The following is a 15136-nucleotide window of genomic DNA, read 5'->3' as shown; positions in this document are numbered from 1 at the left end:
GGACGACAATGACAACAAAACTTGCAGCCATCGGGGCCGCAGTTGCGGCCAGTCTGACGCTGGCCCAGCCCGTGATGGCGGCCTCCCAGCCTGAGGCAACCCGTGCGCCGACCCACCCCATCCTGCAGATGTTCCGGGTCAACAACCACGAGTTTGAGGGGATGATCAAAGAGGCGGACGCCCGTGCCAAAGAGGAGTGGGCTTATGCCACCGGGATCCAGGCGTTTATGTTCGCCATCCCCATGGTGATGATGGATATCCAGCGCGATATCCGCATGAATCCGGCGCTGCTGGAGCGGATCAAACACACTTGTCCCTGTGCGGCACCCGGCGAGTGGGGTCATTACTCCGGTTTGGCGACCGCAAAATCGAAGATGCCCTATACCCCCAACCCGGATACCGTCTACTCCGGCCTCTACGCCCATCTGTCGGATGAGCCCACCATCCTTAAGGTGCCGGACATTGACGATCGCTACTTCTCGATTCAGATTGCGGATGCCTACCTGACCAATCAGCACTACATCGGCACCCGGGCGACCGGCGGCAAGGGCGGCTACTTTGCCCTGGTGGGGCCGGATTGGCAGGGCACTCTGCCGGACGGCGTCGCAGAGATGCGGATGCCCAACAACTCCGCCATTGTGGCGCTGAGGATCGCTTCCTATTCCAATGAGGAGGCGGAAGTGGCGCAGGTGCGCGAGTTGCAGAAACAGTTTGATGCGATGCCGCTGTCGCAGTTCGGCATGAGCAAAGCGGAGCGCGCCAAACATCCGGTTCAACTCGACCTGGCGCCCACCCGTCTGGGCCAGGGTGAGTTGGCGTTTTACCACTACCTGTCGCAATTGCTGCGGGAAAACCCGCCGCAGGGCGAGAACCGGGCGATCCTCAACAGCTTTAAGCTGATTGGCCTCAGCGACACTGAACCTTTCGATCCCGCCAAACTGGATGAACCGACCAAGCGGGGTCTGGCGCGTGCCATGCAGGCGGGGATCGACATCATCAAGTGGAAGGTGAAATTCCGCGGTACCCAGTCTGAGAACAAGTGGAACGTCGACTTTGTCGGTGGAGATTACGGCACCGACTACCTGGCTCGGGCGGAAGGCGCAGTGCAGGGACTGTTTGTTCACTCACCCGAGGAAGCGGTCTACTTCCACACCTACTCCGACATCAACAACGACCTGCTGATGGGCGGTGAGAACCAGTACGTGCTGCACTTCGACAAAGGCCAGTTGCCCACCTCCTACGAGGGCGGTTTCTGGTCCATCGCCCTCTATGGCGACGACTACCAATTGGTGGATAACCCCATCGACCGTTACGCCATCCGCAAAAGCACGGAGGGGTTGAAGTACAACGACGATGGCTCCCTCACCCTGTATCTGCAGAGCAAGGCACCGGAGGGGTGGGAGTCCAACTGGCTGCCGACGCCGCCACAGGGGATCTTTCGTCTGAATATGCGGGTCTACCTGCCCACCGATGAGGTGCGCAGCTGGGATACCGTGGAAGGGTTTCTGCCCGGCGTGACGCCAGTCGGGGAGTAAGGGCAATGGCCCCGCTCAGAGTGGCGGGGCCGCAGTCCCTCAGGCGCTGTACTGCTTGGGAGAGACGCCGGTCCACTGACGGAAGGCGCGGGTAAAGCTGCTCTGGTCGGCGAAGCCCAGCATATGGGCGATCTCCGTCAGTGGCAGGTTCTTCTCCGCCACCAGTTTGATGGCCAGATGGTGACGGCATTCGTTCAGCAGCTGGTTAAAGCTGATCCCCTCCTTTTTCAGCCGACGCTGCATGGTACGAACACTCATATTGAGCTGGCTGGCCACGCTTTCCGCATCCAGTGGTTCAAACAGAAGATGGTCGAGCAGATAGCGTTGAACCTGAGTGGCAAACTGGCTTTCAGTAAAGTGAGAGAGCCGCTCGGTGATCCATTGATCCAGTGACGCGGCCAGGGCCGGGTTGGCAAACATATGCGGTTTTACCAGCGTACTGCGGGTAAACAGCAACTGAGTCTGGGCTTCGCCAAAGGCCACATCACAGCCAAAGAAATCACGAAAAGCCCGGGCTTTCTCTGCCGGGGCGTCATGCTCGAAACTGACCCGATCCGGGCAGAACTCCTCATCCAGCATCAATCGGAACAGCCGCACTGCGGTCGCGCAGTAGGCCTCTACTGCCTCGATGGCGCAGGGCTGATTCTGAGGTGGAATGCTGATGGCCAGCGCCAGTTGCTCTCCCTGCTCCTGTAACTCGATATGAGCGACATCCGTGGTGTGGCGGAAGTAGCGGATGCAGCGCTGCAACCCCTCCAGCACATTGCGGCTTGATACCATCGCCAGGCCCGGCGCGCTGTAGGTGGAGGGCTGAAAGTAGCGGGTCAGGGTCAGGGCGATGCAGGGATCGCCGGTTCGTGTTACCGCCAGCTCCCAGACCTGGGCCATCTGCCGAACCGGGAAGCGGGTCTCACTGTCTCGCCGCGCTTCCTCCAGGCACAGGCCCGTTTCGGCAAACAGCGCGTCAGCGTCGACACCGTAGCTTTCGATCGACTTGGCCATAAGCAGCGCCCAGGTGCCGATGGTGGAAGGGGTTTTGGGGATAAGAGTCGTCACGTTGTTGTTGGTTTTTTTGACGGTTTGATTGGTATATCACAATTGGTTCACAAGCGACAAATGGCCGAGTGAGCGCGCCAGGTGGGTTTGCTGACGACCTAAGCGGTTGTTTGGAGATTGAGTGAGGCGTGGGTTGATGTGCTTGTGGCAGCGAGTGGTTGGCGTAGGCTGATGGCAGGCAGGGCGAGTGAAGGTATGACCCTGCGGATAAGGACATCACGATGGAACGACTGGTTTTAGTGCTACTGGTGCTGGCGGGTGTTTACCTGCTCCAAAGCAATCTCCTGCTCCCCTCCACAACCGAAACACCCCCTGTTGAGCTGCAGTATCCCGAGGCGCGACATGAGCCGACAGGGCAACGGTTCCAATGCGATGGCCGCCGCTATTGCAGTGAGATGACCTCAAGAGAGGAGGCGGTGTTCTTTATCCGCTACTGCCCCGACACGAGGATGGATGGTGACAGGGACGGCATCCCCTGCGAGAACGATTCACGCTGGTAGAACGAAAAGGGCGCCTTGCGGCGCCCCTGTTGTTTTCGGTGATTACTTCGCGCTGGCCTGATCGGTCAGCCAGTAGCTCAGCAGACGTACACCGTGGCCGGTGGCGCCTTTGGGGGCGAAGTCATTGCCGGTGCTGGTCAGGGCATCGCCAGCGATGTCCAGGTGGGCCCAGCGGCTGTCACCCACAAACTCCTTCAGGAACATGGCCGCTACGGACGCACCAGCGCTTTTACCGGTGTTTTTCAGGTCGGCAATGTCGGATTTGAGCTCATCACCGAACGCCGGCGCCAGCGGCAGACGCCACAGTTTTTCACCCACGCGCTCGCCGGCGTAGGTCAGCTCCGTGACCATGGTGGCGTCATCGGAGAACAGGCCGGTGAACTCACGGCCCAGCGCTCGTACCTTGGAGCCGGTCAGGGTAGCGACGTCGATGATCATCTGCGGCTGGTAGAACTCCCGGGCGTACCAGAGACCATCCGCCAGGATGAGGCGGCCTTCGGCATCGGTGTTGGTGACCTCAACGGATTTGCCTTCGCCGGTGACCAGGACGTCACCCGGGCGCAGAGCACGCTCGGACACCATGTTTTCCGCCAGCGGCATTACGGCAACCACGTTAACCGGGGCCTTCTGCATCGCCATCGCTTTTACGGTGCCCAATACGGTGGCCGCGCCCGCCATATCGGACTTCATGTGAACGATGGAGGTGCCGGTGGCCTTGATGTTGTAGCCGCCGGAGTCGAAGGTGATCCCTTTGCCCACCAGGGCGATGGGGGCGTCTTCGCTGCCCTGCCAGTGGGCCACCACCAGCTTGGGCTCGCGCTCACTGCCTTTGCCGACGCCAATCAGGGCACCCATATTGAGTTTCTCCAGATCGGCACGGTCCAGAACCTTTACCTTCACGCCCAGTTCACTAAGGCCTTTGGCCTCTTCCGCAAAGCTGCCCGGGTACATATCTCCGGCGGTGGCGTTGGTCATGTCACGGGCCATAAAGACGCCCGCTTCCACTGCCTGCAGTGCCTGGTGGCGCTGGTTCGCCACTTCGGCGTTGTCCAGAATCACCTGGTAGTGTTTGGCTTCACTGGTGCTGGGCTTATAGCGGGCGTAGCGATAGCTTTTCAGTTCGACCCCATGGGCAAACTGCGCGGCAAAATCGGCGCCATTCGGTACACCCTGGGCAAGGATGCCCACCTGTTGCTGGGGCTTTGCAGCCAGCTTGTCGGCCAACTTGCCACCCAGGGCGTTGATCTCACCTTCGGTGAGGGCATCGTCACCCAGACCGATCACCACCAGACGGCTGGCTTTCAGACCATTGGGGGCCAGGATCTCAAGCAGTTGTCCCTGCTTTCCGGTGAACTGGGCGGCCTCGGCGGCACGCAGGATCTGGTTGTTGGTGCTTTGGGCCAGGGTGTTCTGACTGTACAGCTCGCCATCCTGCTGCTGGAACAGCACCAGGGTCGTGGGATCGTCCTTCAGTTGGGTGTCGAAGTGAAAGGTCTCAGCGGCGGCGGGCATGGCCAGAGCGGCAGCCAGCAGGCTCAGGGCAAAGGGGGATTTTGTCATTTCCGTCGACTCTTTATTGTTATGAGTTTTATTGGGCTTTGCGTTGTTAGCGCGAGGCAGAATAGCAAAACTGTGTCGACCCGGTTAAGCAGAGGATGGTCTCATTAACAATGCGTTACAGTTTGAGAGGGCGCGCTTAACGGGGTACCAAAAGCAACGCCACCTTGCGGTGGCGTTGGCTCTGTCAGGGCTTGATGGTGGTCTCGGGTCGACGCAGCGGATAGGGCTGGCCACCAGGACGCCACCACCATTTCACCAGACGCTTAATGTCATCCAGGATGAGGTAGAGCGCCGGGATCAGCACCAGAGTCACCAGAGTGGCAAACAGGATGCCGAACGCCAGTGATACCGCCATCGGAATCACGATCTGAGCCTGCAGGCTGGTTTCAAAGGTGATCGGCACCAGACCCAGGAAGGTGGTCAGTGAGGTCAGTACGATGGCGCGGAAGCGCTCGGTACCGGCTTTAACCACCGCCTCCTGCAGCGCCATGCCATCGGCTCTGGCCCGGTTGATGAAGTCCACCAGAATCAGCGAGTCGTTCACCACAACCCCCGCCAGGGCGATGATACCGAACATGCTCAGCATGGAGAGGTCCAGCCCCAGCAGCAGGTGGCCGATAACGGCGCCAATCATGCCAAAGGGGATCACCGACATGATGATCAGCGGCTGAGCATAGGAGCGCAGCGGCACGGCCATCAGGGCGTAGATGGTGAACAGCGCAAAGAAGGCCCCCTGGATCATCTTCAGGTTGTTCTCTGCGTCCTCCTCAGCAGAGCCATCCAGTGCCGTGGTGATCCCTTCGTACTTTTCGGTCAGCTCAGGCATGAACTCCTTGTTGATCTCGCTGATCACCTTACCCGGCTCTACCCGTCCCTTGTGCGCATCCGCGCGGACGGTGATGGAACGCACGCCGTTGGTGCGGCTGATGGCGGCATAGCCCTGAGCCAGTTCAACCGTGGCAACGCTGGAGAAGGGCACCTCGGTACCGGCAGGGGTACGGATACGCATGTTCTCCAGATGGCCAATGGTGCGGCGCTGTTCAGCGGGGTAGCGCACCATCACCTTCACCTCCTCCTTGTCACGGAGGATGCGCTGAGCCTCGTAGCCATAGAAGCCCCAACGAACCTGACGGGCCAGATCCGACAAGGTGATGCCGAGGGCTTCCGCTTCTGGCTTCACCGCCAGACGCACTTCCTGACTGCCGGAAGTGAAGTTGTCCTGGATGTCGTACAGGCCATCGTAGGTGGCGAGTTTGGCTTTCAGCTCATCGGCGGCAGCCACCAGCTGCTCCAAATCTTTACCATTGAGACGGAACGCCACATCGCCACCGCCACCGTTGGTGGAAGCGTTGATTTCCAGCACCTTCACACCAACCAGCTCCGGCATGGCGTCACGCCAGCGGGCGGCGATCTCCACGCCATCGATGGGGCGTTTTTCGCCCTTGATCAACTCGATGGTCATGGACGCGTTGGTGCGTGAGCCAAGCCAGACAAAGCTGTGGCGTACCACATCGAGACCGATCTCTTCAGCGATGGCGTCGTTGGTGGCAAACAGCGCCTCCTCCATCTGCTGAACGGCGCGAAGGGTCTGCTTTTCGGACACCCCATTCTCCATCTCCAACTGAACATTGATGAAGTCAGAGGGGATATCCGGGAAGCTGACGGTACGGACCAGACCAGAGGCGATCAGACCACCACAGAGGATCATCATCCCTAGGAAGAAGGCGAGTACGCTGTAGCGCCATCTCATCAGCTTGCCGATGGTGGGCTTGTACTTTTCATGGATCACCCACTGCACCCCGTCATTAAAGCGGGTTTTGAGTCGCAGCCATGGCCCCCAGCCCTGACCAGGCTTCGGTGGCTTCATATGGGCCAGGTGAGCCGGCAGGATCAACTTGGATTCCACCAGGGAGAAGAGCAGACAGAGGATCACCACGCCAGCGATGGAGCCCATGATGGCGCCCATAAAGCCGGAGACCATCATCATCGGGATGAAGGCGGCGACGGTGGTCAGTACCCCGAACGTGGCGGGCATTGCCACGCGCTTGGCCCCCTTAATCACGGAGTCCGTACTGTGCCCATCCTTCTCTATCTGGGCATAGGACGACTCCCCAATAACGATGGCGTCGTCCACCACGATCCCCAGCACCAGAATAAAGCCGAACAGGGTGATCATATTGATGCTCAGACCCACCGGCGCCATCGGCATCACCATCAGGGCGGCAAGGAAGCAGATCGGCAGACCCAGCATCACCCAGAAGGCCACTTTCAGTTGCAGGAACAGGGCCAGGACCAGGAACACCAGGGCGGCACCCTGAACCATGTTGGTCAGCATCAGGTTGAGACGGTCGGAAAGGAACTGAGTCAGCTCACCCCAATACGCCACGGTGACGGTGTCCGGCAGGCTCTCCTGCTTCTTGGCCACATAGGCTTTAACGGTTTTGGCGATTGCCAGCGCGTTCTGGTTGTCCACGCTGTTGACCTCAATGCCAACGGAGCGCTTACCGTCAAAACGGGCATAACCCAGACGTTCCTCAAAGCCGTCAACAATGGTGGCAACGTCGGAGAGGTAGAGACGGGAACCGTCCGCCTGACTGCGCAGGACAATGCGCTCAAACTCTTCGCCGGTGTAAGCCTGACCGTCGCTTCGCAGCAGGATATCGCCATCTTCAGCGCGGATGGAGCCTCCGGGCAGATTGATGGAGGAGCGTTGCACCGCTTTCGCCACATCATCGAAGGTGAGGCGATACTCACGCAGCTTGCTCTCGGAGACCTCAATGGCGATCTCGTAATCCCGGTGACCAAACAGGCTGGCGCGGGTGACGCCGGGTAGGGCGGTAATCTCATCCCGGATGGTTTTACCCAGCTCCTTCAGTTCACTGAGGCTGAGTTCATCCCCGGTGATGGAGATCCACATCACTTCCGGAGTTGGCTTGAGTTGGTAGATGTTGGGTTGCTCAATGCTGTCCGGGAAGGTGGAGATGGCATCGACACGAAGCTTGATCTCGTCCAGCACCTCTTTCGGCTCGTAGTCATCCTTCACCTCAACGGTGACCGATGCGCTGCCTTCGGTGGCGGTGGCGCGGATCCGTTTGATGCCATCAATATCCCGGATCTGCTCCTCGATCTTAATCAGGATCCCCTCTTCAATCTCCTGGGGAGCGGCACCGGGGTAAGCCACCTGAACGATGACCCGGTTCAGTTCGAAGGTGGGAAACACCTCTTTATTGATGATAAAGCCGGAGATCACGCCCCCAATCATCAACACCCACATCAGCAGGTTGGCGGCCACACTGTTGCGGGCAAACCAGGCGATGATCCCTGTCTGGGTATCCACTCGTTCCATTATTGCGCTCCGCTAATCGCCAGTTGCGCGGCGCCATTGGCCTCAGGGTTGGGTTCTTCACCCAGCACTTTGACCTTACGGCCAATGTCCACGCTGTCCATGGCGTTAAGGCTGATGCGCTCACCCTGCTCCAGGCCACCCTGAATGTAGACGTGCTCCAGATCAGCACGAACCACATGCACCTGACGCAGTTCTACGGTGTTGTCCGCCTTGATGATGGTCACCCGATCATTGCGCACGGCGTAGCGGGGCAGGTTAACCAGGTCCTCAATGTAGCGGCCAGCAATGCTGGCATTAACGAAACTGCCGAACTTCAGGGGGTGGGGGCGATCCACGTTGATGCCGTAGGGATCGCGGATTTCAGCTACCAGATACACCATCCGGTTGTCGTCGTTGACCACACCCTCGGAGCGAACCAGTTTGGCCTTCCAGGTCAGTTCATGGTCGGCCAGGCTCTGGGTCAGAATCACTTCGGCGCCATTGAGGGAATCCAGGAACTCCAAATCCTCCGGCGGCACCGGCAGGCGAACCTCGGCGATATCGCTGCCCTGTACTTCACCCAGCTGGTTGCTGACATTGATGTACTGACCCAAATCCACACTGCGGGCCACGATCAGACCATCGAATGGGGCACGGATAACGGTACGTTCCAAATTGCGTTGAGCCCGGGCGAGAACCGCCTGGGCACTGCGGACATTGGCTTGCTCTTTGGCCAGTTGCGGCTTACGCAGACCCAACTCCGGCGGGATGCCGTCCAGCACGCCCTGCCACTCACGCTCCGCCACCTTTCCACGGGCGATCTCCTCCTGAAGCTGAGCCTCAGCCTGGGCCAGGTTGGCCTCCGCCTGCATCAGGTCGGCCTGGTAATCCGCCGGTTCGATGCGCGCCAGGATCTCCCCTCTGGTGACCCACTCTCCACGGACAAACTTGTCGGAAAGCTCCACCAGGCGGCCACTGACCTCAGCCACCAACTGAGTACGGTGCTTGGCTTGAACCACGCCGTAGGAGCGCAGTTGAACCTGAAGCGCGCTCTTCTCAATTGCCATCACCTCAACAATGGGCAGCGATTCGGTCTGAGCTTTCTTTTCAGGGGGTTGACGCAAACTGGCAAGAAACACCGCTGCACCAATAAACAGCAGCAAAATCCATAGGGGCATCGTGCGTCTCAGCAACAATGGCATAACAAAATCCTTATTGGTATGTGGGCGCCGGCCACCTTGCCAACAGCAAGACAACTCAGGGCTTTGATAGCGTAAGTTATCAGGCCGTGACCGAATGTTAATCAGTCAATTGTAAAGGGTTATATCCAAAATTGACATTGACCGGAATGGTCCGGGTAACTAGGGTGTCAGCAACTCTTTGATACGCTGATATTGATGGAAAACGATCAAATCATCGAGCGCTTTTGTGATGACCTTTGGGCACAGCGAGGGCTCTCTGACAACACCCTGGCGGCCTATCGCTCCGACCTTGCCCGTTTTGCCGAGTTCCTCGCTACCCGAGATTCTGTGCTGCGTGATGCGGACAGCGACGACATCCGGGCGTATCTGGCCCACCGAAAGGCTCAGGGTGCCGCAAAAACCAGTACCGCACGCTGCCTGACCTCCCTGCGTCGCTTCTACGCGGACCTGATCCACCGTGGTGAAAGGGAGCAGGATCCTATGGCGCTGATTGCCCAGCCCAAACTGAATCGCAAGTTGCCGGATACCCTGACCGAAGCGGAGGTGGAAGCGTTGTTGGAAGCGCCGGATATCGACGAGCCGATTCAGTTGCGCGACAAGGCGATGCTGGAACTGCTCTATGCTACGGGCCTTCGGGTCAGCGAATTGACCGGACTGCAGATGGAGCAGGTCAGCCTGCGCCAGGGGGTGGTGCGCGTTGTCGGTAAAGGGGGCAAAGAGCGCCTGGTGCCGATGGGGGAGCAGGCTCAGGCCGAACTGGAGAACTATCTGAAGCAGGGTCGGGCGCTGCTGCTGGGGCTGAACCGTTCCGATGTATTGTTTCCCAGTCAGCGGGGTGTGCAGATGACCCGCCAGACTTTCTGGCACCGCGTAAAGTACTACGCTCAGGTGAGTGGGATCACAAAACCCCTTTCACCGCACACACTTCGACACGCTTTCGCGACACACCTGCTGAACCATGGCGCGGATCTCAGAGTCGTACAGTTACTGCTTGGACACAGTGATTTGTCTACGACACAGATTTACACTCATGTGGCTCAGGCACGCTTGACGGCGCTCCATCGGGAGCATCACCCCCGTTAATGGCGTCGCTGCATGATTTGCGGTAAGTTTTTCCGGCCCGGTCGGGTCTAGCTGATAACGAATGTGAAACAGGAACCCCATAATGAGACTCTTTACCCCGCTGCTTGCTGCAGTGTTGCTCACAGTCAGTGGCGCCAGCCTGGCCAGCACGCCGGAGCAGGCGGTCACTGAAGCCCTGAAACAGAAACTGGGCATTACTGCAGATAGCGTTACCGTGTCTCCGGTGAGCGGACTCTATGAAGCTCTGACCTCCCAAGGGATCTTTTACGTTACTGCCGATGGCAGCAAGCTGATCCACGGTCAGATCTACGATCTCGACAGCGGCATGAAAAACCTGACCGAAGCGCGCATGAGCAAGGTGCGTCTGGACCTGCTCGATCAGGTGAAAGGCACCGCCATCGAGTTTAAGGCCAAGGATGAGAAACACGTTGTCTATGCCTTTACCGACATCACCTGTGGCTACTGCCGCAAGCTGCACAACGAGATTGAGCAGTACAATGATCTGGGTATCACCGTGCGCTACCTGGCGTTCCCGCGCGGTGGTGAGCGCAATCGCATGGGCCAGGTAAACCCGTCCTGGAAAGACATGCAGAACGTCTGGTGTGCCAAGAACCCCCAAGCCGCGATGACCGCAGCCAAAGCCGGTGATAAGGTGCCGGATGTCACTTGCGCCAGCGGTGAAACCGTGCAGCGTCACTACGCGCTGGGTAACACCATGGGTGTGACCGGCACTCCGGCTCTGGTACTGGATGACGGCACCATCCTGCCGGGCTACCTGCCGCCGAGCCGCTTGCTCCAGGCCCTGGAAACCCAGTAACCTCTCTGGTCTGCCACCGTATTCCCACGGCGCGGTTCTCCGCGCCGTTTTTATTGCCGGAACCGCCAAATTGCCGACTGTAAAGATTACCCGCCGTCCCTTGGTGGACGACAGCCACCTGCCTGAGCATCTGCCACCCCTGCTGCGCCAGATCTACGCCCGTCGTGGTGTGAGTGGCGCTACCGAACTGGTGACCGAGCTGAAAGGGCTGCTCAATCCGGCCACCCTAAGTGGTGCGGCGGAAGGGGCGGTGCTGCTGGCGGATGCGCTGGAATCCCAGCGACGGATCCTGATTGTCGGTGACTTTGATGCGGACGGGGCCACCTCCAGCGCCCTATGCATGCTGGCGCTCAGAGCCCTGGGCGGGCAGCACCTGGATTTCCTGGTGCCCAACCGTTTTGACTTCGGCTATGGCCTCAGTCCGGAACTGGTTGAGGTGGCCCAGGAGAGGGGCGCAGAGGTGCTGATCACCGTGGATAACGGCATCTCCGCCCATGCGGGGGTGGAGGCGGCCAAAGACGCCGGAATGACGGTGATCGTGACCGACCACCACCTGCCCGGCGAAACGCTGCCGGACGCCGATGTCATCATCAACCCCAACCGGGATACCTGCCCGTTTGCGTCCAAGTCGATGGCGGGGGTTGGGGTGGCCTTCTACCTGATGCTGGCACTGAGGGGAGAACTCCGCCGCCGCAACTGGTTTGCCCAACGGGGTGTGGCGGAGCCCAATATGGCCGAGCTTCTCGATGTCGTTGCCCTGGGCACGGTGGCGGACGTGGTGCCGCTGGATGCCAATAACCGACTGCTGGTGCATCAGGGGATGCAGCGGATCCGCTCCGGCCGGTGTCGACCGGGGATCCGGGCACTGCTGGAGGTGGCCAACCGGGAAGCTTCTCGTCTGGTGGCGTCCGACCTCGGCTTTACCGTAGGGCCGCGGCTCAATGCGGCCGGGCGTCTGGACGATATGGCACTCGGCATTGAGTGTCTGCTGACCGACAACATGATGGAAGCGCGGCTGATTGCCAGCCAGCTTGATGCCCTAAACCGTGAGCGGCGAGAGATTGAGCAGGGGATGCAGGAGGAGGCGATCCGGGTACTGGAGCGGCTCGATCTCGGTAAAGATCTGCCGTGGGGCGTAGCGCTCTACCAGAGCGACTGGCACCAGGGGGTGATCGGCATCCTGGCGTCCCGCATTAAGGAGCGTTACCACCGTCCCGTTATCGCCTTTGCGGATGCGGGTGGGGGTGAAGTGAAAGGCTCCGCCCGCTCCATTCCCGGCCTGCACATGCGTGACCTGCTGGAGCGCATCGATACCCAGAACCCCGGTCTTATCCTCAAGTTTGGCGGGCACGCCATGGCGGCAGGCCTCAGTCTGAAAGAGGCGGACTACGAGCGCTTCGCTCAACTTTATGATGCGGAAGTGCGGGTGCAGTTGGATGAAGCGGCCCTGACCGGAGAGCTGCTCTCCGACGGCGAACTGGGCGCGGCGGAACTCTGTCTGGATACCGCCCGGATGCTGCGGGAAGCCGGTCCCTGGGGACAGGGCTTCGCCGAACCCCTGTTTGATGGCCGTTTCCGGCTGCTGGACCAGCGTCTGGTGGGGCAGAAACACCTGAAGATGGCCCTGGAAACCGAGTGCGGGACGCGCCAGTTGGACGCCATCGCCTTTAATGTCGACCTGGGCACCTGGCCCAATGGCGCGGTGCAGTGGGTGGAGCTGGTCTATAAACTGGACGTGAACCACTGGCAGGGTCGGGACAGTGTGCAGTTGCTGGTGGAGCACCTGGTTCCCGCCTGATCATCACGCCACGTTATTAAAATCATCATCAGGAATCATTTCCTGCTAAGAGATCCGCCTCCTACACTCAGCCTCCAAATCCCTGTTCGAGTTTGGAGGCATGATGGATCTGGAACTGCAAGGTAAGCGGGTGCTGGTCACCGGTTCCACCGGTGGCATTGGCAAAGCGATTGCCACTCACTATCTCAATGAAGGCGCCGTTGTGATCATCAATGGTCGCGACCAGGGCCGCTGCGACGCCGTGGCGGCTGAGCTGGCCGAGGCCTGTAATGCTCAGGGTCGTGCCCTGGGGATGGCGGCGGATCTGGCGGATGCGGCTCAGTGCGAAGTGCTGATTGAGCGTCTGGCGGAGCAGGGTGGCGTGGACATTCTGATCAATAACACCGGGATCTTCGAAGTGAAGGCGTTTGAAGCGATCGAAGACCACGAGTGGATGCACTACTTCAACGTCAACGTCATGAGTGCCGTGCGTTTGGCCCGGGCCCTGCTGCCGGGGATGCTGGAGCGTGATTTTGGCCGCATCGTCAATGTCTCCTCCGAATGCGCCATCAAGCCCCTGGGCCAGATGGTGCATTACTCCGTCACCAAGACCGCATTGGTCTCCCTTTCCCGTGCACTGGCGGAGCTGACCAAGGGCAAGAACGTCACCGTAAACTCCGTGCTGCCGGGGCCGACCTGGACCGACGGGGTGGAGAACTACTTCGACACCCTCTCGGCCAAAGAGGGCAAGCCGGTGGGGGAACTGACCGAAAACTACTTTGCGGACCACGAGCCCACCTCGCTTCTGCAGCGCTTTGTCGATGTGAACGAAGTGGCGAAAGCGACGGTGTACCTCACCTCCAACCGTGCCATGAACGGTCAGGCACTGAGGGTTGAGGGCGGGATCATCCGCGCACTCTGATTGTTACCGCAATGGCTTCATCCCTAACAAGAATACAGACCACGGTCTGTATTTTTTTTGAGCTATTGCTCGGGTAAGGTGGGAGGGTGGCATCTCAGGGAGGGGGCAAAATGAAACGGGTGGTTTTCAATCAGAAGGGTGGCGTGGGCAAATCCAGCATCAGTGTGAATCTGGCCGCCATCAGCGCTGAACAGGGCTATCGAACCCTGCTGGTGGATCTGGATGTGCAGGGCAACAGCAGTCACTACCTGGGCTGGGATGGCGAAGGCCCGTCCGTGGCCGACCTCTTCAAGCATACGGTGGGCTGGTTCGGCAGTCTGCCGCAGCCGGATGAGTACCTCTACCAAACCGCATGGCCAAACCTGAGCCTGCTGCCTGCCAGCGACGCGCTGGGACCGTTGGAGCGGGAACTGGAGATGCGCTACAAGATTTTCAAGCTTCGGGACGCGCTGGCTGCCCTGGACGATCAGTTTGACCGGGTCTTTATCGACACCCCGCCAAACTTCAATTTCTACTCAAAAGCGGCGTTGATCGCCGCCGATTCTGTGCTTATCCCGTTCGATTGTGATGGTTTCTCCGCACAGGCCATTACCCGGCTGATGGACAACCTTCTGGAGCTTAAGAGTGATCACAATCCGGAACTGGCACTGGAGGGCATCATCGTCAACCAGTTCAATCCTCAGGCTCGCCTGCCCAGGCAACTGGTGGCTGAGTTAGTGGATAAGGGGTTGCCGGTGCTGAAACCGGAACTGGGCAGTTCGGTCAAGCTGAGGGAGTCTCATCAGGCGCAGCAGCCGCTGTGCCACAGCGCGCCAAAGCACAAACTGACTGAGCAATTTCGCGCGCTTTGGCACACCTTAGAAACGGAATCAGTGGTGGGGAGCGAGGCGCTCTAACACCGTCAGTGTCAGGGCTTCCCAGCCCTCGGCTGAGAAAGCGATGGGGCGCACCTGGCGAACCCGGGCCATGGCGGCCTTGGGGGAGAGCCCCTGACGCACCACCAGCAGATACGCCATCAACATGCCGGTGCGATCCTTACCACTGCGACAGTGGATAAGCACCCGCTCACCCTGCTTCAGGGCGGGGTTGAGCCGGGCCAGTGCCTGAGGAAGTCGCAGCATGCAGGCTTCCTCATCCTCCGCCCGGGGTGGGATTTCACCCGGCAGGGCCACATGGTGGTGATGAATCCCTGCCTGGGCCAGCGCCGCCGGATCCACATCGGCGGCGTCATTGAGGGAGAGTACTGTGCTGATACCCGCCTGCTGCAACTCATCGGTTGTCCAGGGATCCTTGTTGGGTCCACTTCGCCCTGCGATTTGGCCGGGCTCAAGCCAAAAAAGGTGTTCCATTTCTGTCACT

General features: G+C 59.6%; 11 protein-coding genes and 1 pseudogene. 7 read left to right on the top strand and 5 right to left on the bottom strand.

From position 1 onward, the window contains the following. The first annotated feature begins 8 nt into the window (after window positions 1-8). Window positions 9-1535: a DUF1254 domain-containing protein gene (locus KUV52_RS03550; protein WP_222524541.1), complete on the top strand. Its 1527-nt coding sequence runs from the start codon at window positions 9-11 to the stop codon at window positions 1533-1535. Window positions 1536-1574: 39 nt separating this feature from the next. Here the strand turns inward: KUV52_RS03550 and KUV52_RS03545 are convergent, their stop codons facing one another. Further along, entirely contained in the window at window positions 1575-2591 is a 1017-nt protein-coding gene (locus KUV52_RS03545) for an AraC family transcriptional regulator (RefSeq protein ID WP_222524540.1), read from the bottom strand. 359 nt (window positions 2592-2950) lie between these two features. On the opposite strand from KUV52_RS03545, the pseudogene KUV52_RS18815 reads away from it, so the two are divergent. After that, a pseudogene (locus KUV52_RS18815) lies at window positions 2951-3091 on the top strand (excalibur calcium-binding domain-containing protein); the annotation flags it as partial. Window positions 3092-3133: 42 nt separating this feature from the next. Here KUV52_RS18815 and KUV52_RS03535 read toward each other — a convergent pair. The 3 genes from KUV52_RS03535 to KUV52_RS03525 all read right to left on the bottom strand — a co-directional run bounded on the left by KUV52_RS03535 (window position 3134) and on the right by KUV52_RS03525 (window position 9154). Beyond that, on the bottom strand, window positions 3134-4651 hold the full coding sequence (locus tag KUV52_RS03535) for a leucyl aminopeptidase (RefSeq protein WP_222524538.1): 1518 nt from the start codon (window positions 4649-4651) through the stop codon (window positions 3134-3136). Window positions 4652-4835: 184 nt separating this feature from the next. Next, window positions 4836-7988 (bottom strand): efflux RND transporter permease subunit, encoded by a 3153-nt coding sequence (locus KUV52_RS03530; protein WP_315900183.1) that lies wholly within the window; start codon window positions 7986-7988, stop codon window positions 4836-4838. Between the two features lie 8 nt (window positions 7989-7996). Then, entirely contained in the window at window positions 7997-9154 is a 1158-nt protein-coding gene (locus KUV52_RS03525; RefSeq protein ID WP_261389839.1) for an efflux RND transporter periplasmic adaptor subunit, read from the bottom strand. Window positions 9155-9373: 219 nt separating this feature from the next. Between KUV52_RS03525 and xerD the strand changes: the two genes are divergently transcribed. From xerD to KUV52_RS03500, 5 genes are all read left to right on the top strand, one after another. After that, on the top strand, window positions 9374-10261 hold the full coding sequence (gene xerD / locus KUV52_RS03520; RefSeq protein WP_222524535.1) for a site-specific tyrosine recombinase XerD: 888 nt from the start codon (window positions 9374-9376) through the stop codon (window positions 10259-10261). An 82-nt stretch (window positions 10262-10343) separates the two neighbouring features. Then, entirely contained in the window at window positions 10344-11078 is a 735-nt protein-coding gene (gene dsbC / locus KUV52_RS03515; protein WP_222524534.1) for a bifunctional protein-disulfide isomerase/oxidoreductase DsbC, read from the top strand. A 70-nt stretch (window positions 11079-11148) separates the two neighbouring features. Then, on the top strand, window positions 11149-12876 hold the full coding sequence (gene recJ, locus KUV52_RS03510) for a single-stranded-DNA-specific exonuclease RecJ (RefSeq protein ID WP_222524533.1): 1728 nt from the start codon (window positions 11149-11151) through the stop codon (window positions 12874-12876). A 103-nt stretch (window positions 12877-12979) separates the two neighbouring features. Then, on the top strand, window positions 12980-13777 hold the full coding sequence (locus tag KUV52_RS03505) for an SDR family NAD(P)-dependent oxidoreductase (protein WP_222524532.1): 798 nt from the start codon (window positions 12980-12982) through the stop codon (window positions 13775-13777). Between the two features lie 110 nt (window positions 13778-13887). Continuing rightward, on the top strand, window positions 13888-14673 hold the full coding sequence (locus tag KUV52_RS03500; RefSeq protein WP_222524531.1) for a ParA family protein: 786 nt from the start codon (window positions 13888-13890) through the stop codon (window positions 14671-14673). Here KUV52_RS03500 and KUV52_RS03495 read toward each other — a convergent pair. Continuing rightward, window positions 14647-15126: a dual specificity protein phosphatase family protein gene (locus KUV52_RS03495; protein ID WP_222524530.1), complete on the bottom strand. Its 480-nt coding sequence runs from the start codon at window positions 15124-15126 to the stop codon at window positions 14647-14649. The two genes, KUV52_RS03500 and KUV52_RS03495, sit on opposite strands and share 27 nt — an antisense overlap. Between the last annotated feature and the right edge of the window lie 10 nt (window positions 15127-15136).

The organism is Ferrimonas balearica (genome assembly GCF_019802055.1).
Classification (GTDB): Bacteria; Pseudomonadota; Gammaproteobacteria; order Enterobacterales; family Shewanellaceae; genus Ferrimonas; species Ferrimonas balearica_A.
This window is presented reverse-complemented; position numbering and strand designations above follow the sequence as displayed.